This is a genomic window from Weissella cibaria, assembly GCF_004521965.1.
Taxonomy (GTDB): Bacteria; Bacillota; Bacilli; order Lactobacillales; family Lactobacillaceae; genus Weissella; species Weissella cibaria_A.
This window is the reverse complement of record NZ_SDGK01000018.1, coordinates 13007-35722: the sequence shown is the minus strand read 5'-3', so window position 1 is coordinate 35722 and position 22716 is coordinate 13007. Positions and strand designations below refer to the sequence as shown.

Genomic DNA, 22716 nt, shown 5'->3' with positions numbered 1-22716 from the left:
GTCAGTCGTGAAACTAGGGTTTTCTTTCGTTTAGGTATCGGTAAAGGAAGAATGTCCTGCTATCTTCCTTTATCTAATTAGTCGGTGTTATAATGAAAACTTAATTAAATGGAAAGAAGTGAAGATAATGGATAATCGCGCTATTGGTTACATCGATTCTGGTATCGGTGGGTTGACGGTCGTCAAGCAAGCCTTGAAGCAAATTCCTGATGAACAAGTCTACTATGTGGGGGACACGGCACGCATGCCATATGGTCCACGTCCACAAGAAGAAGTCCTTGGCTTCACTTGGCAAATGGTTCGCTACCTATTAAAAAAAGACATTAAGATGTTGGTGGTAGCCTGCAACACGGCAACGGCGGCAGCTTTACCGGACCTACAAGCAAAGCTAGGCATCCCAGTTGTTGGTGTAATCCAACCTGGTGTTGATGCTGCTTTACGCCAGTCTGCAGATGGAGAAATTGGCGTGATTGCCACGGCCGGAACGGTTAAGTCGTTGGCTTACTATAACGGTTTGTTGCAAGGGAACCGTACAGCAAACGTGGTGCAATTAGCCGCACCCGAGTTCGTTGACATGGCTGAAAATCACGATTACACGTCAGAAGTCGCTCGCCAAGTGGTTAAGGAGAAGTTGTCATACTTCAAGAACCACCAAGTAGACACACTAATCTTGGGATGCACGCACTTCCCACTAATGGAAAACTTTATTCAAGAAGCAATGGGACCACAGGTAACGTTGGTTAACTCAGGTGCCGAAACGATTTCAACAGTTGTTGAGTTCTTGGATAAGTTCGATTTGCGTCGTGCGAGTGCGAACCCAGCTGATCACCATGATGATGAGTACTTTACAACGGGTAGCGTGAAGCGTTTTGCTACGATTGGTGGACGCTGGTTGGATGATAAGGAAATGACAGTTAAGCACTTAGACATTATTGATGATACACTAGTGCTTAACGAAGATGTCACTGATTAAGTCTAATGGGGGATACGCATGGCTAAGTTAATTTTTGCTTCAAAGAACGAAGGCAAAGTCCGCGAGTTTCGCGAGTTTTTGACGCCTTTGGGGGTTGAAGTTGTCTCGTTGAACGAGCTGAAAAATGTACCGACAATCATTGAGGATGGCAATACTTTCCAAGAAAACGCCACAATCAAGGCGGAAACCATCGCGGAAGCGTTTAATATGCCGGTTGTTGCAGAAGATGCTGGTTTGACGGTTGATGCGTTAGACGGCGAACCTGGTGTCCACTCAGCACGTTATGCTGGCGATCATGACGATGCGGCAAACAATGCCAAGTTGCTACGTGAATTGGCAGACGTGGCAGACGATGATCGCACTGCCTCGTTCCATGCTGTGATTGTGGCGATTGAGCCAGATGGTAAGCGCTTAGTAGCCTCTGGTAAGGTCGATGGTCGTATTTTGCGGGAAGCACAAGGCAGTGATGGCTTTGGCTATGACCCACTCTTTTTCTACGAGCCGTTTGGTAAGTCATTTGGTGAACTAATGCCGGCAGAAAAGAATGAGATTTCACATCGTGGGGCTGCTTTGCAACAATTTATGACAGACTTTAATGCCTGGTGGGAGGATTAAGAAATGGATTATTTGATTATTTCTGATGCACACGGCGACCGTCAAATTTTGGTTGACGTGGTGGATCACTATCGCGGTAAGGTTAAGGCGATGTTTTACAATGGTGACTCTGAATTATCACGTTCAGACGAATTGTTCAACGACTTGATGCCAGTTATCGGAAACATGGACACTGATCCAATGTTCCCAGATGACCGTGATTATGCGGATGATAACTTCACGTTGTATCAAACACATGGTCACTTGGTACACACTGAGGTGTCATTAAACCAATTACGTGAAGTTGCGTCAGCAAATGGTGTGGATGTCGTGACATCAGGTCACACGCACGTCCTTGGGGCAGAAGAGATTGATGGTCGTTTGTTTATCAATCCTGGCTCAATTGCATTGCCAAAGGGCCAATATGCCTACTTGGGTGGTACGTACGCCATCTTGACGGTAGAACCAACCCAATTTATTGTACAATTCTACACGCGTGATATGCAGCCTGTTGAGGGGCTACGTTTTACGTTTAAGCGTTAAAAGATAAATATTAAAAGGCGTTAGCGAGTTGTTCGCTAGCGCCTTTTGTTTTTAGCCTTCTTCAATCTCCGTGACGTGACCATTATGGAGGTAACCGTCGTACGTGTTAAGTTGTTGACTGGCTGATGGTGTAATTAACAAACGAAGACTTTCATCGGAAAAGTCAGTTGTTCGACTGGCATGGTTCGCACCGTTTGTATTGTAGACAACCAAGGTTGGAAACTGGGTAACGCCCATTTCAGCGGCCATGTTGTGATCAGCACGGTAGGCTTGAATCGTTAAGTCACTGTTACGGTCCTCTAAGAAGAGGGATTGATCAGCTGTAATATCTGCAACGAGTCCCATGACGAATTCGTCGGTATAAGGTTGACCGTTAAAAATAGCGATTTGGGCGGTTTCCAAGAAACGACGGGCAACTTTTTTTCCTTGGAATTGCAGTGCCTTAACGTCTAAAATGAGGCGATACATGGTTTGCGATAGCACTTGTTCTTGCTCAGGATGCCCAAGCGCCACGGCAGTTTCATGGACGGACTGCATCGTCATCACAGGGACGACTTGCAAAGCGATTTTTTCTGTTGCTGTTGTTACGTATGACGCCAATTTCTTCTCGGTCTCTAAGCTATCACCGGAAAGTGGGTTCACGAAGTGGTACACCTCTAACATAATGGGCCACGACCTCCAAAACTATTTCTCTAAAATATCTGTGATAATATTAAACGTTTCACTAGGCGCTTGTCTAATCGCAACGCCTGAAAATGTGCAACATTACCAATTCTTAAACCAGCTGCAATAGTTGGCATATTATCTATGAACATTTTGTGACTGATTTGTGTTTTTTCAACACGACTAAGAATAAATCAAAACCAAAATATTTGCTTGGATAATGTCTTAGAAATTCTAAATCGTTTGGTATAATAGAATCAGTGAGAAAAAATCGGGGGATTGACGACATGACACATAATGAATGGGACAAATTGTTACAGCCATACGTTCAGGCCGTTGACGAATTAAAGGTTAAGTTGCGCGGCATGCGAACGGAATTTGAATTGGCCGGCGTCAAGACACCTGTTGAATTCGTAACGGGGCGTGTGAAGGCAATTCCAGCCATTGAAGAAAAGTTGGTTCGCCGTCATATCGACGTGGAACGCTTGGAACAAGATATGGAAGACTTAGCTGGTGTCCGTATTATGACGCAATTCACGGAAGACATTTTTAAAATCGTCGACTTGCTCCGTCAACGTAAAGATATGGTTATTTTAGAAGAACGTGATTATGTCAGCAATGCGAAGCCATCTGGCTACCGTTCTTACCATATTGTAATTGAGTATCCCGTCCAATTGATCACGGGAGAGAAAAAGATTTTGGCAGAAATCCAAGTCCGCACAATGCAAATGAACGTGTGGGCAACGATTGAACACGCAATTAATTATAAGTATGATGGTGACTATACACCGGAGATGGCGGAGAAGCTTCGTGAAGTGGCTGAATTGAGCATTCGCGTCGACGAGTTATTCTCCGAATTACATAATGGTTTGGATAAACCAACAGATTAATTGTCAGCCACAAGGAAAGAAGACGAAATGAAACTCGCAATTTACAGTAATAATGGCGCACAGTCAAAGGCTGTTGTGGCTTTATTTAAAGAAAAATTGGCTGCACGCAATACCGATAAGATTGTTTTTGATGATGAGCATCCAGATGTTGTGATTTCAGTGGGCGGGGATGGGACCCTACTTGGAGCTTTCCATCACTATGCCGATCAATTGACTTTTGTGCGCTTTATTGGCGTGCATACCGGTCACTTGGGTTTTTATGCGGACTGGCAACATTTTGAAATTGACGAATTGATTGAGAGTTTGGTCAATGATGAAGACGCCCGAACAGTTAAGTACCCCTTGTTGGAAGCACACGTCCGGTACACTGACGGTCGAGAAGAACGCGTCCTTGCATTGAACGAAGCCGCCATTAAGCGCCCATTGGGTACTTTGGTGGCAGATGTGTACATTCAAGGTGAACTGTTTGAACGATTCCGTGGGGATGGTTTGACAGCGTCAACGCCAACTGGCTCAACCGCCTATAATAAGGCAATCGGTGGGGCAGTAATGCACCCAAGTTTGGATGCTATCCAATTAGCAGAAATCGCTTCGATTAACAGTCGGGTATTCCGAACACTTGGCTCACCATTGATTATTGGGAATCGTGAAGTTATTCGGGTGCAACTAGAGAACGACGGCGCAGCAGTAACCCTTAGTTTCGATCATTTGAGTAAAATTGCCTCAAACATTGATTGGATTGAGTTCCGCGTGTCAAAAACAACAATTCAGTTTGCTGAGTATCGACACATGCACTTCTGGCACCGTGTTCAGTCAAGCTTTATTGGTACGGAGGTAAAGTAATGGCTCAATTCAGTTGGATCAACCAAGGCGACGAAACGTTTAAAATTAAGACGTTCTTAGCCCAACGTGGTGTCTCACACCGCATGTTTTCCATTGTGAAGCGCGGTGGCGGGGCAGTGCTCCTTGCGGGTAAGCAAGTTCGGACCGTCGATGAGGTTAAGCCAGGTGATAAGGTCACGATTGTGATGCCACCTGAGGAATCAAATGACGTCGTTGCGATGTCAGATTTACCAATCACGGTCTTATATGAAGACGAAAACTGGTTGGTTGTTGAAAAGGAAGCTGGCGTGACGTCAGTGCCGGGTAAAGCTGACCGTGAAACGACCATGGTCAATCGGATTAAGGGGTACTTAGCCCGGTCTGGGGCTGAGGATTTAGTGCCCCACGTGGTCACACGACTAGATCGCTTTACGTCAGGGGTTGCTTTGTTGGCCAAGCACCGCTTTGCCCATGGCCTGCTCGACAAGCAATTACAAACGCACTCGGTTGATAAGCGCTACTATGCGATTGTTGATGGTGATTTGCCAGATGATTACGGCTTTATCGATGCACCAATTGGTCGAATGGACGACGACTTTATTCGACGCGAAGTGCGAGAAGATGGTCGTCCTTCACAGACCGAGTACTGGGTCGTGAAGCGTTTTGGCAACCAAACGTTGGTCCGCGTGCAATTGCACACTGGCCGTACACACCAGATTCGCGTACACTTTAAGTATTTGGGTCACCCATTGATTGGGGATGAAATCTATGGTGGCCCAATGGATCGTGGCATTACACGACAAGCGTTACATGCCTATTGGTTACGCTTCTACGATCCATTTGCACAAGTTGAACGCACGACGCAAAGTGCATTGCCACAAGATATCGTGGCTGTTTTGGACGGCTATCAAGTCGAACCAGACAAAAATTAATTATTAAGAATGCGGGGAAAGAATCATGAACGACATGCTGGACGAAATTACAGATGAGATGCGTGATGAACTTTCCGAACAAGCTCATCACTTGGTCAATTATTTGGAACATGGTGAGAAAGAGGCGTTCTTGGACGGCTTTGACGAACTTCACGGTTACGACAAGGCCGTTTTTTATGTGACTTTGCCATCACAGCTACGTCACCAAATTATCGAGTGGTTAACGCCAACTGAATTGGCGGAAGTCTTTGACGAAATTGAACCCGAAGACGTTGATATTAACGATTTGCTGGAGGAAATGTCACCACGCTATGCTGCCCAAATGTTGAATCAAATGTATACCGATAATTCGGTTGATTTGTTTGAAGACATGGACCAGCGTGAGTTGGGAATGTATTTGGCATTGATGCCGAAGGAAGATGCAGCCCAGATTCGCCGGTTGTTGAATTACGAAGACGACACAGCTGGATCTTTGATGGGGACTGAGTTTGTCGCGATTAATCAAAAGCTGACAATTGGCCAGGCGATGACAGCGGTGAAGAAGGCTGCACAGGAAGCTGAACAAATTACCTACATTTATGTCGTTGACGATGATGAAAAGCTTGTCGGGGTCATCTCATTGCGTTCTTTGATTGTTTGGCCGGACGAAGCCAAGGTTGCGGACGTGATGGATACAAACTTGATTACAGTGACACCGAGTGATGACCAAGAGGACGTTGCCCGATTGATGGCCGACTATAATTTCGTGTCGATTCCAGTTGTGGTGAAAGACCACCTTGTTGGCACCATTACAGTCGATGATATCGTGGACGTTATTGATGAAGAGGCCGCGGAAGACTACTCTCGTTTGGCCGGTGTGGATGTCGTCACGTTGGAAGAGAATCCGTTTAAATCCGCTGCTAAGCGTTTACCTTGGTTAGTCGGTTTGATTTTCTTGGGGATGGGAACGGCTTCAGTAATCAATAACTTTGAAGGTTTGGTGAGCCAAGCGTCGATCTTGGCAGTGTTCATCTCTTTGATTACGGGAACCGCCGGTAATGCCGGGACGCAGTCATTGGCCGTGTCAGTCCGTCGCTTAGCGTTGAAAGAAACAAGTTCGCTAATTAAGATGTTGATGACTGAGGTGTTTATTGGTGCCATGATCGGTGCGACAGCTGGTTTGACCATCTTTTTGGTTGTGTGGATTTGGAAAGCCAATATGCTCTTAGGCGTTGCGGTCGGTCTTGCGATGGGTGTGGCCATTCTGGTAGCGAATGTTGCAGGATCATTCATTCCACTAGTAATGGATAAAATCGGGGTTGATCCAGCAGTTGCGTCGGGTCCGTTCATTTCGACGCTATCTGATTTGACATCCGTCATTATTTATTTCAACATCGCGGGGTTGTTTATTAGTCACTTTGTGAGTGCGTAAAGTAGGACGTACGCTTATACTAAAAACATGATTTAAGTAAAACGGCTCAAATTGGGTCGTTTTTTGATTGGGAGATTGTGGGTTATGAAGAAGAAAATTGGCATCCTTCAGCTCTTTTTATTGGGTGTCTTAAGTGCCTTTTCACCACTGGCAATGGATTTATATTTGCCAGGGTTACCAGAGTTACAACAGGATTTACACACGTCAACGTCATTAGCGCAGTTGACGATTACGGCATCCTTGCTGGGTTTGGCACTCGGACAAGTGATTATTGGACCATTGTCTGACCGAATTGGCCGTCGGACACCGTTGCTGTGGGGCACGATCTTTTTCGGCCTGAGTTCAGCAACGATTGTCTTCGCACCGAACATTTGGGTGTTGATTATTTTACGGTTGATTCAGGGCTTGGCCGGTTCAACGGGGATTGTTTTGTCATTGGCGGTAATTACGGATTTATTTACTGGTAAGACTTTGACGAAGCAAATTGCGATTAATCAAACGATTAATGGGGTCTTCCCAGTCTTGGCACCCGTGTTTGGTGGGGTGATTATTGCCATTGCGGACTGGCAGATGACATTCTGGGTTCTGGCAGTCTTAGGGCTGATCTTGTTTGTGAGCGTCTTGCTTGCTTTGCCGGAAACCTTGCCGGCTGAAAAGGCACAGGTAGCTGACCGTCCATCAGTGGTGGGTGGTTTTGCACAATTATTTAAGCAACGTGAATTTGTACTATATGCTCTTACACAAGCCTTTATGACGGCAGCATTGTTTGCATATATTTCTGGTTCATCATTCGTATTGCAAAAGATTTTTGGCATGTCAGTGACGACGTTTGGGATTGTGTACGCGATTAATGGTGCTGGTATTGCGCTTATGTCGAGTTTGGCCGGTCGCTGGGCGGTGAAGTTTGGTGAATACCGTGCACTCCGTTGGTTTATCCGAGCTGGCTTTTTAGGGGGAATTCTCTTGCTTGTTACGGCATTCTTGCCTAAGTCACTTTGGCTGATTTTGCCACCATTATTCTTAGTTGTGGCAACGGTCGGGGGCATTATTTCATTGACGACGGCGTTGGGAATGCAAGGGCAACAGCAAAATGCGGGTTCAGCTTCAGCGTTGCTTGGACTAGCGCGTTATGCGTTGGGTGGACTGATGTCACCAATTGTTGGGCTTTTCGGCCAACACACGTACATGCCAATGGCGATATTGATTGTTGCAGTGCAATTGGTTGGTTTTATCATCTTTAGCCAAGTTAAAAAACAATAGAAAAATGGGTATCGACAACGCAGTCGATACCCATTTTTTTTAGTTTGAACTAGGTTGTGGCATGAATGGCTTGAGCATGTTGGCAAAATTCTCAAGATTCAATGATTGAACGAGAACTTTTCCAGTTCCGTTAAACGTATTAACCACACCTTCACCTGTGCCGATTGAACCAATCAAACCGCCACCCTCAAGGTGAATATCATATGTTAGTGACGTTTCCCAAGCAACAACGTGCGCATTATCGATGGTGAAGTCGTGGGCGCCTTGCAGGTCGATTTCCTTAATTGATCCGAATGCTGCAACGAGCAAAGTGCCTTCTCCAGACGTCTTCATAACGAACAAACCACCTTGACCACCCAAAATAGCGCGGCCAACTGATTGCCGTTCCATACTGTACTGCACGGTGCCATCCATGGCTAAGAAAGCTGAGTCATTTAAGTAGTAGTTGCGACCAGGCGTAACTTCCAAGGCTTGAATCGTACCAGGTACTGCGGGGGCCAAAGCTAAATCACCACCTTGAGCACCGGCTGAGACTTCGGTAATGAAGACTGATTCGCCACTGACCATGGCACGTCCGGCGGCACGCAATAGCTTACCAATACCTGAACCGCCATTTGCGTTTAGACGTCCCTTTAGTTGGGTGTCGCCAGTGTGATAAACCATCGCACCACTTTGAATGCGAACTGTTTCGTTAGGTAACAAGTTGTATGTCACCAGTGGGAATTGCATATTTGCCTCAATATTGTAATTCATTGTGATAACCCCCCCTCAATATTATTTGATACTTATAGTCTACCTGAAATCTGTCTTTAATGCAGGCATCAGCTGTCAAAAATATTTGGTCAAAAAATGACACTTTTTACGTGCATTGTTTTTGGTAGTTGGTTATTATGTGTACATAAAGTAAAGGACATAGAAATTTCTAAACATAAAAAGAGGGCAGAAGTAATGCAAACTCACCACATTTCACTATTGACTGGCGATGCTAAGTTGAACGCTGATTACTACGTTGGCGTTTTGGGCATGCGTTTCATCAAGAACTCAGTTAACCAAGCTAACCCACGTAACCGTCACGTTTACTATGGTGACTTCATGGGAACACCAGGAACGGTTATCACGTTCTTCCCAATCGACAATTTGCGCGACCGTACTGACGGTAAGATGTTCTTCTCAGGTATTCACTACGCAATTCCTGAGGGCTCAACGCAATACTGGTTGGACCGTTTTTCCGAAAAGGGCTTGAAGGCTGAAGTTGACGCAATGGGCCGTATTCGTACGGCGGACTTTGAAGACTTGCCAATCCGTATGCAAGAAACTGAGGGTAAGAACTTTGACTGGCACATCAACTACATGTCAGATGTTCCTGCTGAGTTCCAAATCACTGGCGTAATCGGTGCTGAATTGCACGTGCCAGATGTTGCTGCAACGGGTCGTTTCTTCGAAGAGTTGTTGGAAATTCCAGTTAAAGGTAACATCATTGATTTGGATGGTGTTGAAGTAATCGAGTTGGTACAAACTGCTGAAGATGCACCTAACTCACGCTTTGGTAAGGGTTCAACTGACCACTACGCTTTGGGTGTTGAGTCAGAAGAAGATTTGAAGTACTACTGGGAGCGTGCGAAGGCATTGGGCTTCAAGCGTGAAGTATTTATCGACCGTGGTTACTTCCGTTCAGCTTACTTCATCGAGCCTGGTGGAAACCGTATTGAATTGGCAACGACAAACCCAGGATTTACGTTGGATGAGTCATTGTTCGACTTGGGTACGACGTTCGCTTTGCCACCACGTTTCGAAGCTTCACGTCAAGAATTGCTTGACCACTACGCTAAGAAGGGTGTCTTCTTTGACGAAGTAAAGCCATACACGGGTACTGGTCACTTGGAGAACGGCGGCAAGATCCGAGCAATCCACGATGAGAACGGAAACACGCGTAACGATTAATACCAACCCTTGATATGACTGGGCTGGTAGCGTTTCTGGTCACATTCTGTCACCAAAACTTTTAAATCGAAGGATATCGACGTTTTATCGGTATCTTTTTTTTGTATATGTATGAATAAAAATTTTAAACTGGTTTCTGGTAAAACTCGTTCTGACGACAATAATAGAATTGCTAATTATTGGAAAAGGTTTTTGAGTAGTAAAAATCCACTCAAGATAACATAGATTATGTAAACCAGAAAGTGGTTTTTGTTGACCAGCTAAAGTTAACCTGGCATAATGTAGCCAATCAATAGAACACGAGGTAAGGTCCATTGCGCAATTAAGCTGATTTCAAGTTGATAGATACTATCGGTGAGATTGGTTTTAGTGTGGACTTTTGCGTGTGTTAACAAACATGCTTTTTGAAGTGCCTCCAATCTCATTGTCATTGAGATTGGAGGCTCTTATGTTAGAGGGACAAATTCAAAATCTTACTAAGCAGATTAGTGGCGACACGCTATTCGAAATCGATCATATCAAGATTCCGCAGACAGGCATTGTTGCCATCGTTGGTGAGAACGGTGCAGGCAAGACAACGCTGCTAAACATACTCCGAGGAGTGGACACAGATTATTCCGGCACCGTCACGTTACCAGGTTTTATGGCTTTTGTGCTACAAATTAATACGGTAGATGGGGAGTCTGGTGGTGAAATGACGAGACGACTGATTAGTGAAGCATTAGTCAGTCGACCAGATGTTTTAATTCTCGACGAGCCAACCTCACATTTGGATACCGCACATCAAGCGTGGTTAATTAAGTCACTTCGCCATTTTAAGGGGTTGGTAATTTTAGTCTCGCACAACCGGGCGTTTCTGCGTGAAGTTGCAATGACGGTTTGGTCTTTTGAAAATGGGAAGGTCACCGCTTTCAATGGCAACTATGAGGGATATTTAGCTGAGGTGGCTGCTAAGCGCGATGCTCAAATGCAAGCCTACAAAGCGTACGTTTCGGAGAAAAGTCGCTTATCGCAGCGCGCTAGAGAGGCTGGCGAACGGTCTGCCCGGGCCAAGAAAATTAATCCGCACAAGCATAGTCGGGCCGAAGTTGAATCAATCAAGAATAATTCAAATGGCATTGAAAAAGGTTTTGCGCAACAACGCAAAGCTTTCAATAGTCGTCTAAACCGGTTAAACAAAGTTGAGAAGCCTCTATCAGAGACAAAATTGACGTTACAAAATCCAGTGATGGTGCGCCCAGGCAAGCCGGTTATCACGGCATTGGATGTAACTGTGTCACAAGGTGAACGGGAATTAATTCAGAATGTGACTCTCAAGGTTGAGACCGGTCATCGACTGGCGATTGTGGGCAAAAATGGATCAGGTAAAACGACGCTAATTAATCGTTTTTTGCAGGGCGGCCCGGGGATTACGCATGCTGATAAGTTGCGGATTAGTTATGCTAATCAGGACTTACGTCAATTAGATGCCAGCAAAACAGCCTTGGCAAATATCATGCTGACGACTGATGAATCAGAACAGATTGCTCGTAACTTTTTAGGGGCAATGGGCATTCGGCTAGAACAGGTTAATGAATTGGTTGGTGATATGAGCGGTGGTGAACGTGTTCGTGTCGCGCTGGTCAAAGCTTTACTGCAAGCGAGTGATTTATTAATTCTTGATGAACCAACGAATTATTTAGATATTCCAGCGTTAGAAGCCTTGACTGCGTATCTGCAGACAACGAAACAAGCTGTCATTTTCGTCTCCCATGATGATCAATTTGTGAGAGATGTTGCAACCGAGGCCTTTGAGATTAGCGAAGGAAACTTGTTAAAGCACACAAACTAATTTTTACACTGACAGAATTTAATAAATGATGCTCAAAAAGTCACGTTTTTAAAACGTGATTTTTTCTTTTTGTGAATTTCGTTTGCACATTTTGTTTAACATTGTTAAAGCTAAATCAATAATGTTAAAGGGGTTCAATGATGGAATGGCTTTTAGAGTTGAATACTGAAGATCAGGAATTTGCAAAACAATTGGTCCTTTCTTCTGAGTCACTAAAGCAATTAGCAAAGACATATGATGTGAGCTACCCACTGTTAGAACTAGGTTGAATATGGTCATTCAGACCATTAATTTAATTGATAGTAAACAAGCTAATAGTTTTGAAGGTCTCATTATGAAGATGGTGATTGGTCAAATTTCGAGAGGTAATAAGGCAAAAAACGTTAAAAATTAGCCTGGTAGATGGCAATGAAGTATCGGTGGTCACTGTTCCTTCGTACCTATATGATTATATGAATATATTGATGAAATATATCATATAAGAGAGAATGGCATGAAAACGATTTTGTTATTATTGATTGGTTTTGTAGGTGCATTTGTAGCGGTGACGTATACTGATGACGTATTAGCACCCGATAAGCCGACTATCCAGAATATCTTACCGGTGAACCGGACTGAGCGAGCGTTGGTATTGGATGCACGAAAACATGGCTTGGATTACGCACTAAGTATCGTGGAAAATCGGACTGGGCGGGTTACAGATGATAAATATCGGCTGCTTAAAGATCCTCATGGTGGCGGTTATTGGAGTGGTTATAATACCGATCCAACCCATGACGGGGTTAAGCGGTACAAAACCGTCGCTGGCAAAGAAGTATTGGAACTAATCAAAATTTACGAGGCACCGGATGCGACAGCGCTAGAGAAAGCAAACCAGGTGTTGGCGTTATACTGCCAGTAGGCTGTCTTGGTTTCGTACATAAACGTGATTTTGTGATGGCCGTAAAAATATAGAGGTGTCATCCAAGTTGCATGTGCTATTATGGTGAAACATGATTAAAGGAGCGACTGAGATGTACACCAGAGAACAGCTGATTGCGCTGGTACAAGACCATGCGGCGACTCATGAAACGTATCCATTTAACAAAATCAATTCACATGAGACGATTATTTGGACAGTTATGAAGCATAACGCCAGTAACAAAATTACGGCTATGATTTTTGAACGTGAGGCGGTGCTGTACTTGACGTTGAAACTAACGCCTGACCACGTTGACGAGATGATTAAAACGCGCGGGATTACCCGTGCATATCATATGAATAAGCGGCATTGGATCACGATTGCGGTTAACGATACTGAGGCGACAAAACAAGAAATATTAAAGATGTTGGCCGAAAGCGAACGCCTAACAAAACAGTAGGGGCCAATGATGTTAAAAAATATGAACACGTGGTCGAAAAATTTACTGTATTTAATGATAATTTTCTCAGTTGTTGATCTTGTAGTCCGCCGTAATTTTGCCGAGTTGTTGTTCTACTTAGCAATTGCCTTAGTGGCTGTGATTATGTCGTTAGCACCTAATTGGGGAGGAGCCGTCATTAGTATTGTTTTGTTTGGCGTTCTAACCGAGGTATTTGACTGGGTGACGTATGCTAACTGGTGTTGGCCTTCATTTGTGACATATCTGGCAATCGGTGGCGTTCTTGCGACGGGGCTTGCGTGGCGTCAGCGTCGGGAAATCAATCAATAACATTAAAGTTAAATAATAAAATTATTGACAATTTATGAGTATGGATCTAATATATAAAAGTCGACTAGGACGAGATGAAGTAAAAAGTGAAACAGGCGCAGAGAGCTAACGGGAGGTGTGAGTTAGTACTGGGAAACTTATGAAAATGGTCTCTGAGTCAGTTGCAATCGTGAGCGACAGTTAGCGATTGCCGGGTGCGCCCGTTATCGCGCAAACGTATATCCGGCGGTTGTTGACTAGTCCAACTATAAGGCGTACGTATGAGCTTGTTTAGGTGACTAAGCAGGGAAACTAGGTGGTAACGCGATTAATCGTCCTGGAAATTCGAATCGAATTTTCAGGACGTTTTTGTTTATTCGGCCAAATAGACGCGCGCTTGATGAGTAAAATAGGAATCGAGTGGAATTATGAAGAAGATTATTAAGACGTCGGTATTATTATCAACAGCTGTTATTTTGGGGAGCGGACTAACCATTGTAGCCCATGCCGCAACTGACAAGACAATCAATTGGACCGAATCAGCGGATTTAAGTACGCTGGATCCATCAACGGTACAAGAATTGGTAAGCGATGATGCCATTACTGCATCCGGGGACGGTTTGTATCGCAATGACGCGTCGGGGAAGCCACAATTATCATTGGCACAATCAGTTGATAAGTCAGCTGATGGATTGACCTATACATTCAAGCTACGTAATGGGATTAAGTGGGCAAATGGTGATCCGATTACCGCGCAAGATTTTGTGTATGGTTGGCAACGAACGGTTAACCCAAAGACTAAGTCCGTGTATGCATACTTGTATTCTGGGATTAAAAATGCTGACTCAATTAATCAGGGCCAAGACAAGAATTTGAATGACCTGGGCGTCAAAGCACTTGATGATCAAACATTGCAAGTAACGTTGGAAAAGCCATTGCCACAATTAACGGCTGAATTAACAATGCCAGAGTTTTTCCCACAGAATCAAAAATTTGAAGAAAAGGTGGGAAAGAAATACGCCACGACGTCGACTGATGCAATTTCTGCAGGACCTTTTATTGTGAAGGGGTGGAACGGTTCTAGTAACAGTTATGAGTTGGTCAAAAATCCAAATTATTGGGATGCAAAGAGTGTGAAAACACCGAAGATTACAGTTCAAACCGTGAAGGATCAAAATACAGGTTATAACTTGTACAAGCAAGGCAAGGTCGACTTCACGACGCTATCATCTGATCAGGTGCGTGCGTCACAAAAACGGTCAGATTATAAAGTTATTCCGACTGCAGCAACCCGCTATTTGGAGTTGAATGGGCGCCGAGTACCAGCTTTTAAAAATGCTAAGGTGCGTCAAGCAATTTCATATGCGATTAACCGAGATCAATTAGCGAACCACGTGTTGCGGGGTACAGCAACACCGGCCACAACTTTTACTGCGACGAGACTCGCAAAAGTTCCAGGTACAACCGAAGATTTTGCTAAAGATGCCCAAGTAAAGGGGGCAATCGCGTACAATGAGGCGAAGGCAAAGTCGTTATTCAAGGCTGGGTTGCAAGAAACTGGTACGTCAAAGCTGAACTTACAGGTGTTGACTGATGATTCAGATGCATCGAAGAACACGGCTGAATTCTTACAATCACAATTGCAAAAATTACCAGGATTGAAGATTAGTGTCAAAGAGGTGCCAGCTAAGCAACGCATTGCGCTGACAACTGGGTCGCGTAAGTTTGATATTGCTATCTCTAATTGGATGGCAGATTACGCTGACCCATCAACTTTCTTGGATTTGTATACGTCAGATTCGTCGTTTAATGACGGTGGTTGGTCTAGTGCAACATTCGATGCTGCAGAGAAGGCGGCCAAGACAACCGACGTAAATGATGATTCTAAGCGTTTTGCAGACTACAAGACAGCTGAGCAAACGATTGAAAAGGATGCTGGTGTCGTACCGCTTTATTATGCCTCATCAGCGACGTTGTTCCGTACATCGGTTAAGGGCGTGGTGGCCAACACAACAGGCGCACAATACGACTGGAAGTGGGCTTACAAGCATTAATAACCAAAAAGGGCTACCAATTTATTTTGGTAGCCCTTTTTGCGTGGCATTATTTTTTTTGGAGTTCATTCTCCAAATAATGGATAAATTCTTCGTGCAAGGGGGTTAGGAAGGGGGTGTGTTTCCAAATCATTGTGCCTGTTGAAATGTTTTCAGGTGTAAACGGTTTGAAGAGTAACTCAGGGGCATTAATCACCCCAGCGATACCGACCAAGAGAAGCTGGTCATCAACTAATGGATACATGCGTGCATTACCAATCAGATTATACTTCATGCGAATATTTAGCTGCGATGCTTTCAAGTCGAGTTCTTCCACTAAGGAATCGTTAAACGAGGACTGTCTTGAAATCGCGACGGGGTATTGGGTGAGTTGTTCAGCTGTGATTGCTGGCTCACTGGCAAGGGGATGATGCCGGTTGATAAAGACCCCGCGGACATCCGCACCTGGAAAATCGAGGTAGTCATAAGAAGCTTTTTGTGTGAAATCAAGAGCAAATAGGAAGTCGAGCTCGCCTTGGTTAAGGCGAGCCAGTAAGTCGGTTGTTGAGCCAGAAATTAAAGTAATTGTGACGTTAGGGTAGTCACGTTGCAATTTAGAAATTGCCTGGATAACGTGATCGAACATCACTGTTTCAGCCGCACCAATCGTGATAACACCGGCAATCGCTTCCTTGGATTGTAAATTGGTAACGGTTTTGTCAGCAATTGCAATCATGTCTTCAGCTTGTTTGACCAGGTAGATGCCTTCAGGGGTTAGCGTGACAGGCTTATGTTCACGGTTAATCAGTTGCACACCGAGTTCAGTTTCAAGCAGTTTTAACTGGATAAAGCAGGTTGTGTCACGTTTAACTGAGCCGCAGCGGCGGTTAGGGTGCCAGTGCGTGCAACAGCTAGGAAATATCTTAAAACGCGCAATTCCATATCATTACCTCTCGTTATAGTTTGTTATAAAAACAAAGCATTAGTAATGACTAAGTATAACGCACTACACTTGAGATACAAGGGAGGTGGCTAAGATGACACTAACGCCAGAACAAGTTAACGACTTTAGTCGGGCAGATGATTTTCATATTGCGCCTTATCGAGCTGATGGTCGAACTCCGGGGACACCAACATGGATTTGGTCGGTTATTGTCGACGGTGAGTTATATGTTCGCGCTTGGAATGGGTTGCAATCACGTTGGTACGGATCAGCGAAGAGCCAAGGGGCGGGTGAAATCACCGTTGCTGGTCAGACGTATCGCGTCGACTTTGAACTCATTTCGGGGGCTGGCCATGAGCAACTTCAGGCGGCAATTGATACTGCCTATCAGACAAAGTATGCGGACAGCGCCTATATGCCATCAATGTTGGGTGCCGGACCACGTGAGGCGACGGTCCGTGTGATTTTGAAAGAACGAGGAGCATGAACATGACAATTTTTGATGAAACCTACAAATTAAATAATGGTGTTGAAATCCCAAAGATTGGGTTCGGCACGTGGATGATTACCGATAATGATGACGCAGCCCAAGCTGTTAAAACGGCGATTCAAGTGGGCTACCGGCATATTGATACGGCTGAAGCCTATGAAAATGAAGTTGGTGTCGGTCGTGGCGTCCGTGACAGTGGCGTGCGACGGGAAGATATTTTCGTGACAACCAAACTAGCCGGTGAAATCAAGGACTATGATGATGCGGTGCTGCCATTGACCAATCATTGGCTGATTTAGGGTTGAACTATATCGATATGATGATTATTCATTCACCAAAGCCTTGGGTTGATTTCCAAAAAGAGGGCCGTTTCTTTGCCGGTAATCTGGCTGCTTGGCGTGCACTGGAAGAGGCCGTTGATGCTGGTAAGATTCGAACAATCGGTGTCTCAAACTTTGATGAAGTTGACTTGCAGAACATTCTTGATAACGGACGCATTAAGCCTGCTGTAGATCAAGTTTTGGCGCACATCGGCAATGTGCCATTTGGTCTCTTTGATTATGCCAAGCAACACGATATTCAAATTGAAGCCTATTCGCCATTTGGTCACGGTGAAATGCTGAAGAATCCGAACTTGCAACAAATTACTGATAAATATGGTGTATCGGTACCGCAATTGGGGATGCGCTACTTGTTGCAATTAGATGCCTTGCCTTTGCCAAAGACGCTGTCTGAAGACCACATGCGTCATAACGCAACAGTCGACTTTACCATTAGTGATGAGGATATGACTCTGTTAAAGCGAGTTACGTTTAACGATTATGGTGAATTTAGTGGCTTCCCAGTTTTCGGGGGCACGTTAGATTAAGAACGGAGATGAGTGATATGGCTGAGAAGGTAACTGCAGGGCACGACGCGTTGGGCGCGTTTGCACCTAAGTTTGCAGAATTAAATGACGAGGTCCTGTTTGGCCAGGTTTGGTCACGCGAGACGGCACTTTCAGCTCGTGATCGGTCGTTTGCAACGATTACCGCACTGATTGCCACAGGGGCGTTTGAACAATTGCCCTTCCACATGCAGAAAGCTAAAGAAAACGGTCTAACTGCTGATGAAGTGGCTGAAATTATTACCCACTTGGCATTCTACGTTGGCTGGCCCAAAGCCTGGTCAGCATTTAATATCGCAAAAGAAGTTTATGAGGTAGCATAATGGCGAATTTTCCAGAAATTAAAACGGGTACAATCTTTTCAGCGGGTGTTCTAAATCCCTGTGGCGAATTTTTTGTCGGTGACACCTATTTGACCAACTTGGTGACGTCACCGGATGAAAAGATTGGCATTGGTTCAGTGTCGTTTGAGCCAGGATCACGAAATAATTGGCATATTCACCATGACGGCTATCAGCTTTTATTGGTGACTGCCGGTGAGGGATGGTATCAAGAAGAGGGGCAACCTACTCAGTCATTGACAAAGGGTGATACTATCGTGACACGTGATGGTGTGAAGCATTGGCACGGTGCCAAGAAAGATAGTTGGTTTGAGCACATTGCGATTACGGCTGGAACACCAGAATGGCTTGAGCCAGTTTCAGATGCGGACTATGATGCACTAGATTAATTAACACTATATAAAAGCGGTAATCAATTTAATGATTACCGCTTTTTGTTGCATTTGCAACAAAATAATTATAGACTATGCGTGAGGACAAAAATATGACAGCTAACTTAAGAGAAATTGGCATGATTGCACGTGCCCTAGATTCAATAAGTAATGTGGAATTTAAAGAATTTAATTTAACCAAAGGGCAATATTTGTACTTAGTACGAATTGTTGAACAGCCTGATATTATTCAGGAGGCATTGTCAGATTTGATTATGGTCGACCGTACAACGGTTTCACGGGCTGTTAAGAAATTAATTGCCGATGGATTAGTCGAGAAACGTGATAATCCTGATAATTTGAAAATTAAACATCTTCGGGCAACAGAAAAGGGGCGCGCCATTTACCAGGTGATTAAACGTGAAAATGATTACTCGGAAGCTGTGGCGTTACAAGGCTTTTCCAATGCAGAGGTGCAACAATTGAACGCCATGTTGATACGGATGCGTGAAAATGTCGCAGCCGATTGGAACGCTGTTAAAAAAGGGCAACACCGTAACTATTAAAGATGAGGAGATTAAGGATGAGTATGACATTACGTCGATTGACAACCATGGATTTAGACACGCTACGGGATATTGCAATTGAAACATTTTCAGATACGTTTGGTGCACAAAATACGGCCGAAAACATGCGTGATTACTTAGCAGTGGCGTACACGCCAGAGAAACTAGCAGCTGAATTAGCCAACCCGGCATCAATGTTTTATTTTGTCTTAGTCGACGAAAAAATTGCAGGGTATCTCAAGCTAAATGTGGATGACGCACAGTCAGAAAAAATGGGCGAGGACGCGCTTGAAGTTGAGCGTATTTATGTACGTCGAAATTTCCAACGGCAAGGTCTCGGCCGTGTGTTTATCAGTGAAGCCGAGCGACTAGCTAAATCACTAGATAAGCACCAAATTTGGCTTGGGGTCTGGGAACACAACCCGAATGCCATCGCATTCTATGAAAAGATGGGCTTCACGTTAACGGGTGAGGCTCATGATTTCTATATGGGGACTGACCAACAAACAGATGTGTTAATGATGAAAAATTTGGCATCGAAATAGCACAAGGACTACTTACGTTGTATAATGTCTCTTATTATGAATAAAATTTTAAAAGAACAATTTTTCGTTGATAATCTTTCAGCGGAGCAAGAAGCTGTTATTTCTAATATGAATGCCTACATTGGTGATGGCTTGAAGCAAAATGATCACCGTGTTGCAATTATTCAGGGTGCCGCCGGCACTGGTAAGTCAGTTGTTCTAATGAACTTAGTTACTAAGTATATGACGGACAAGCGGTACAAGACGGCGTTGGTGGTGAACCACCCAGAGTTGTTTAAAGCCTACAAGGACTTGGCCGTTGATATTCCAGGCATGCGCGATAAGGATATTACACGTCCGACACCATTGATTAACAATGCGCAAAAGCGTAACTGGCAATACGATGTCATTTTCGTTGATGAGGCACACTTATTGCTATCAAAGCCTGAACCTTACATGCACTACAATGGTGAAAACCAATTGGCAGATTTGATGTCATTGGCTAAGGTCGTTGTCGTTGTTTACGATTTTGCTCAAGTGTTCCAATCGAAGATGTACTGGGACAAGGACTTGTTGTTCAAGACGATTGGCAACAACCCATATCACCAATTTGACATGGACTTCCAATATCGAATGGTAGCGAGCCAGGAACAAGTTGACTGGTTGGATGATTTGACGGCTGAAAAGCCTTTGAAGCCATTTCCATATAATTCTGATTTTGAATTTAAGGTCTTTGATAAGGCTGGCGATTTGTACGAAGCAATTAAGGAAAAGAACAAGGAGTTCGGGCAAAGTCGCGTGGTCGCCACGTCTGGCTTCCCACGAATTGATGGTCGTCACAACGTTGAGATGGATACCTTTAACTTACCTTGGGATGAATGGGATCCACAGCGTACCCACTGGGCCAAGCGTGAAGGATCAATTACTCAGGTTGGAACGATTTACACGTTGCAAGGATTTGATTTGAATTATGTGGGGATGATTATTGGTCCTTCATTTGGTTATGATCCAAAGACTGATAGCGTGACAATTATTCCAGAAAAGTATTCTCACAAGGAAATTTTTAAGAAGCGTCAAGATCGTAAGTTTACGGAAGATGAATTTAAGGCGTTTATCGCAAACGTATTGAACGTCTTAATCAAGCGCGGTAAGTACGGTTTGTACTTGACAGCGTACGATGACGCATTGCGCGCGCGCTTGTTGGAACTTCAAAAATAAGTAATGAAACATGACGTTTGGCATTGATGCTCAAGCGTCATTTTTTATAGAAATTGGTGGTTAATCCATGAATCAGGTAAAGTATTTAACAGCTGCTGAAGTGTTGCATCTAAATGAAACGGCAATTGCAACACTCGGTGGCGGTAACACAGGCGTGCAGTCGCCACGAGCGTTTGATGTTGTGATTACGCAACCACAACAAATAGTGTTTGGACAGGAAATGTACTCAACAATTTGGCTGAAAGCGGCCTACATGATGCAACAAATTGTCAAAACACCAGTATTTGTGGATGGTAGCAAGCGAACGGCCATGCTGGTTGTGCAAACCTTTCTGACTGCCAATGGCTATGACCCCACGCCAGATTTTTTTGAAGATGTACAGGCGTTTACGATTGAAGTGACACAAACAGCGAATACTGAAGTAGTCATGGCGACGATTGCCGACTGGTTGGCTAGTGTATTTACTGAAAGATAAGCATAGGCCAGAAAATGACAGGTATCATTTGAACTCTACTTTTTAATATGCCATAATTGGCGTATACCATAAGTGACATATTGGAAACGGAGGGGATGAAGATGGCACACACGCAGCATCATGAAATTGAACAGAATAATCAGACGCCGTATTTGATCGGTATTGGACTAAATTTGGCTTTTATCATTGGGGAAATGATTTTCGCAAAATTGGCCGGTTCGACAGCCTTGTTTGCGGACGCACTGCACAGTGTGAGTGACGTCGCGTCGTTAATTTTGTCTTGGCTAGCAGTATTAGTTTTTGGGTTGAAAGCAACACGTCGACGGACATACGGCTTTCATAACACGACCATTCTTGCCAGTGCGGTCAATGCCATTTTGCTATTAATTGCCGTTGGAATTATCTGGTTTGAAGCCATTGATAAATTGATAAATGGCAAGGCGCATGTTGACGGTGATATCGTGATTTGGGTGGCGTTAGTTGGGATTTTAGTTAATTTCTTGGCAGCGCACTTCTTCGCCAAAAGTGGTCAGCAAGAACATGATTTGAACGCACGTGGCGCTTATATTCACTTGTTGGCCGATGCTGGCGTTTCTGTCGGCGTCGTGATTTCAGGGGTATTAATCGCCTTGACTGGTTGGAACTGGATTGACCCGTTGGTGTCAGCCTTAATTGGGATTGTGATTGTAGTTAGTTCATGGGATGTATTTAAGCAGTCTTTAAATTTGCTACTAAATGGTGTCCCAGCGGGAATTAATGAGGCGGGTATCGCGGACTACTTGGCAAACCATGTGGCCGTAAAGTCAGTCCATGATCTTCATATTTGGGGGATTTCGACGACTGAGGCGGCGTTAACAGCGCACTTAGCCGTTACACCGACATTTAACGATGCTGATCTTGATGACATCACGGAAACGTTGAAACATGAGTTTGGCATTGCTCACACAACGATTCAGGCAGAAACGCACTTAGAAGTTAACTGCAACACAATTTAAAGGTTGGGTGATAGAATGGCACAGGAACAAGCACTATTACGGGCGGTTGCCAGCTTTTACAAAGTTCTAGGTAATGAGAGCCGATTAGCGATTTTACATTATATGGTGATACATCCAGGACGCGTTTATGTGAGTGAATTGGTTGCGCAAACTGGTATTGCGCAGCCAACAGTGTCGAAGCATTTGGCAGTTTTGTATCAAAACCACGTGGTGACGCGCGAAACATCGGGTAATCGGGTCTATTATGAAATTTATGATCAGCACTTGAAACAAACCCTAGAAGCGACGTTTATTCACTTAGAACATATGGACTTTTCAAATTAGGCGGATATGGCGACCAACTT

General features: G+C 44.3%; 28 protein-coding genes, 1 pseudogene and 1 other annotated feature. Of the genes and pseudogenes, 25 read left to right on the top strand and 4 right to left on the bottom strand.

Features of this window, described 5'->3' with window-relative positions; all coding sequences use genetic code 11:
- The first annotated feature begins 127 nt into the window (after window positions 1-127).
- The 3 genes from racE to EST42_RS03120 are packed head-to-tail and all read left to right on the top strand — an operon-like array spanning window position 128 to window position 2110.
- Entirely contained in the window at window positions 128-973 is an 846-nt protein-coding gene (gene racE, locus EST42_RS03130) for a glutamate racemase (RefSeq protein WP_134644172.1), read from the top strand.
- Window positions 974-991: 18 nt separating this feature from the next.
- On the top strand, window positions 992-1588 hold the full coding sequence (locus EST42_RS03125) for an XTP/dITP diphosphatase (protein ID WP_134644171.1): 597 nt from the start codon (window positions 992-994) through the stop codon (window positions 1586-1588).
- A gap of 3 nt (window positions 1589-1591) precedes the next feature.
- Window positions 1592-2110, top strand: a complete 519-nt coding sequence (locus EST42_RS03120) for a YfcE family phosphodiesterase (protein WP_134644170.1) — start codon at window positions 1592-1594, stop codon at window positions 2108-2110.
- Window positions 2111-2161: 51 nt separating this feature from the next.
- Here the strand turns inward: EST42_RS03120 and EST42_RS03115 are convergent, their stop codons facing one another.
- Window positions 2162-2773 (bottom strand): DsbA family protein, encoded by a 612-nt coding sequence (locus EST42_RS03115; protein ID WP_134644169.1) that lies wholly within the window; start codon window positions 2771-2773, stop codon window positions 2162-2164.
- Window positions 2774-3060: 287 nt separating this feature from the next.
- Here EST42_RS03115 and EST42_RS03110 point away from each other — a divergent pair, with 287 nt between their 5' ends.
- The 5 genes from EST42_RS03110 (at window position 3061) to EST42_RS03090 (ending at window position 8088) form a co-directional block, all read left to right on the top strand.
- On the top strand, window positions 3061-3663 hold the full coding sequence (locus EST42_RS03110; protein ID WP_134644168.1) for a GTP pyrophosphokinase: 603 nt from the start codon (window positions 3061-3063) through the stop codon (window positions 3661-3663).
- Between the two features lie 27 nt (window positions 3664-3690).
- Complete coding sequence (locus EST42_RS03105) at window positions 3691-4506, top strand: NAD kinase (RefSeq protein ID WP_134644167.1); 816 nt, start codon at window positions 3691-3693, stop codon at window positions 4504-4506.
- Window positions 4506-5417: an RluA family pseudouridine synthase gene (locus EST42_RS03100; RefSeq protein ID WP_134644166.1), complete on the top strand. Its 912-nt coding sequence runs from the start codon at window positions 4506-4508 to the stop codon at window positions 5415-5417. The genes EST42_RS03105 and EST42_RS03100 overlap by 1 nt, the downstream gene beginning before the upstream one ends.
- A 25-nt stretch (window positions 5418-5442) precedes the next feature.
- Window positions 5443-6828 carry a magnesium transporter gene (gene mgtE / locus EST42_RS03095; protein WP_209019467.1) on the top strand — a complete coding sequence of 462 codons (1386 nt, stop codon included), beginning with the start codon at window positions 5443-5445 and terminating at the stop codon, window positions 6826-6828.
- Between the two features lie 84 nt (window positions 6829-6912).
- Window positions 6913-8088: a multidrug effflux MFS transporter gene (locus EST42_RS03090; RefSeq protein WP_134644165.1), complete on the top strand. Its 1176-nt coding sequence runs from the start codon at window positions 6913-6915 to the stop codon at window positions 8086-8088.
- Between the two features lie 39 nt (window positions 8089-8127).
- Here the strand turns inward: EST42_RS03090 and EST42_RS03085 are convergent, their stop codons facing one another.
- Window positions 8128-8841, bottom strand: a complete 714-nt coding sequence (locus EST42_RS03085; protein WP_134644164.1) for a TIGR00266 family protein — start codon at window positions 8839-8841, stop codon at window positions 8128-8130.
- A 195-nt stretch (window positions 8842-9036) separates the two neighbouring features.
- Here EST42_RS03085 and EST42_RS03080 point away from each other — a divergent pair, with 195 nt between their 5' ends.
- The 7 genes from EST42_RS03080 (at window position 9037) to EST42_RS03050 (ending at window position 15584) form a co-directional block, all read left to right on the top strand.
- A complete protein-coding gene (locus tag EST42_RS03080) occupies window positions 9037-10029 on the top strand; it encodes a VOC family protein (RefSeq protein ID WP_134644163.1) in 993 nt (330 codons plus the stop codon).
- A gap of 448 nt (window positions 10030-10477) precedes the next feature.
- Window positions 10478-11860, top strand: coding sequence for a ribosomal protection-like ABC-F family protein (abc-f, locus tag EST42_RS03075; RefSeq protein ID WP_134644162.1), 1383 nt, complete (start codon window positions 10478-10480; stop codon window positions 11858-11860).
- Window positions 11861-11997: 137 nt separating this feature from the next.
- Window positions 11998-12129, top strand: a complete 132-nt coding sequence (locus EST42_RS11355) for a hypothetical protein (protein WP_280633865.1) — start codon at window positions 11998-12000, stop codon at window positions 12127-12129.
- Window positions 12130-12353: 224 nt separating this feature from the next.
- Window positions 12354-12761, top strand: a complete 408-nt coding sequence (locus EST42_RS03065) for a hypothetical protein (protein WP_134644161.1) — start codon at window positions 12354-12356, stop codon at window positions 12759-12761.
- Window positions 12762-12873: 112 nt separating this feature from the next.
- On the top strand, window positions 12874-13221 hold the full coding sequence (locus EST42_RS03060) for an MmcQ/YjbR family DNA-binding protein (protein WP_134644160.1): 348 nt from the start codon (window positions 12874-12876) through the stop codon (window positions 13219-13221).
- Between the two features lie 6 nt (window positions 13222-13227).
- Window positions 13228-13551 (top strand): hypothetical protein, encoded by a 324-nt coding sequence (locus EST42_RS03055; RefSeq protein ID WP_134644159.1) that lies wholly within the window; start codon window positions 13228-13230, stop codon window positions 13549-13551.
- Window positions 13552-13608: 57 nt separating this feature from the next.
- Window positions 13609-13873, top strand: a binding site (T-box leader).
- An 85-nt stretch (window positions 13874-13958) separates the two neighbouring features.
- Entirely contained in the window at window positions 13959-15584 is a 1626-nt protein-coding gene (locus EST42_RS03050; RefSeq protein WP_134644158.1) for a peptide ABC transporter substrate-binding protein, read from the top strand.
- Between the two features lie 49 nt (window positions 15585-15633).
- Here the strand turns inward: EST42_RS03050 and EST42_RS03045 are convergent, their stop codons facing one another.
- Together EST42_RS03045 and EST42_RS10960 are read right to left on the bottom strand one after the other, a co-directional pair.
- Window positions 15634-16377 carry a LysR family transcriptional regulator gene (locus EST42_RS03045; RefSeq protein WP_245150358.1) on the bottom strand — a complete coding sequence of 248 codons (744 nt, stop codon included), beginning with the start codon at window positions 16375-16377 and terminating at the stop codon, window positions 15634-15636.
- Window positions 16378-16400: 23 nt separating this feature from the next.
- Complete coding sequence (locus tag EST42_RS10960; protein ID WP_245150357.1) at window positions 16401-16505, bottom strand: LysR family transcriptional regulator; 105 nt, start codon at window positions 16503-16505, stop codon at window positions 16401-16403.
- Between the two features lie 95 nt (window positions 16506-16600).
- Between EST42_RS10960 and EST42_RS03040 the strand changes: the two genes are divergently transcribed.
- The 10 genes and pseudogenes from EST42_RS03040 to EST42_RS02995 all read left to right on the top strand — a co-directional run bounded on the left by EST42_RS03040 (window position 16601) and on the right by EST42_RS02995 (window position 22696).
- A complete protein-coding gene (locus EST42_RS03040) occupies window positions 16601-16993 on the top strand; it encodes a DUF2255 family protein (protein ID WP_134644157.1) in 393 nt (130 codons plus the stop codon).
- A gap of 2 nt (window positions 16994-16995) precedes the next feature.
- Window positions 16996-17864: pseudogene (locus EST42_RS03035) on the top strand (aldo/keto reductase).
- 17 nt (window positions 17865-17881) lie between these two features.
- Entirely contained in the window at window positions 17882-18205 is a 324-nt protein-coding gene (locus EST42_RS03030; protein WP_134644156.1) for a carboxymuconolactone decarboxylase family protein, read from the top strand.
- Window positions 18205-18612, top strand: coding sequence for a cupin domain-containing protein (locus tag EST42_RS03025; RefSeq protein WP_134644155.1), 408 nt, complete (start codon window positions 18205-18207; stop codon window positions 18610-18612). Before EST42_RS03030 ends, EST42_RS03025 begins: the two co-directional genes overlap by 1 nt.
- A 95-nt stretch (window positions 18613-18707) precedes the next feature.
- The gene (locus EST42_RS03020) at window positions 18708-19160 is read left to right on the top strand and encodes a MarR family winged helix-turn-helix transcriptional regulator (protein ID WP_134644154.1); all 453 of its coding nucleotides are present in this window, start codon (window positions 18708-18710) and stop codon (window positions 19158-19160) included.
- A 17-nt stretch (window positions 19161-19177) separates the two neighbouring features.
- Window positions 19178-19705 (top strand): GNAT family N-acetyltransferase, encoded by a 528-nt coding sequence (locus EST42_RS03015; RefSeq protein WP_134644153.1) that lies wholly within the window; start codon window positions 19178-19180, stop codon window positions 19703-19705.
- Window positions 19706-19741: 36 nt separating this feature from the next.
- Window positions 19742-20902, top strand: a complete 1161-nt coding sequence (locus EST42_RS03010; protein ID WP_134644152.1) for a DUF2075 domain-containing protein — start codon at window positions 19742-19744, stop codon at window positions 20900-20902.
- Between the two features lie 67 nt (window positions 20903-20969).
- Window positions 20970-21377: a type II toxin-antitoxin system death-on-curing family toxin gene (locus EST42_RS03005; RefSeq protein ID WP_134644151.1), complete on the top strand. Its 408-nt coding sequence runs from the start codon at window positions 20970-20972 to the stop codon at window positions 21375-21377.
- Between the two features lie 101 nt (window positions 21378-21478).
- The gene (locus EST42_RS03000) at window positions 21479-22372 is read left to right on the top strand and encodes a cation diffusion facilitator family transporter (protein WP_134644150.1); all 894 of its coding nucleotides are present in this window, start codon (window positions 21479-21481) and stop codon (window positions 22370-22372) included.
- A gap of 15 nt (window positions 22373-22387) precedes the next feature.
- Window positions 22388-22696 carry an ArsR/SmtB family transcription factor gene (locus EST42_RS02995; protein WP_134644149.1) on the top strand — a complete coding sequence of 103 codons (309 nt, stop codon included), beginning with the start codon at window positions 22388-22390 and terminating at the stop codon, window positions 22694-22696.
- Window positions 22697-22716: the final 20 nt, after the last annotated feature.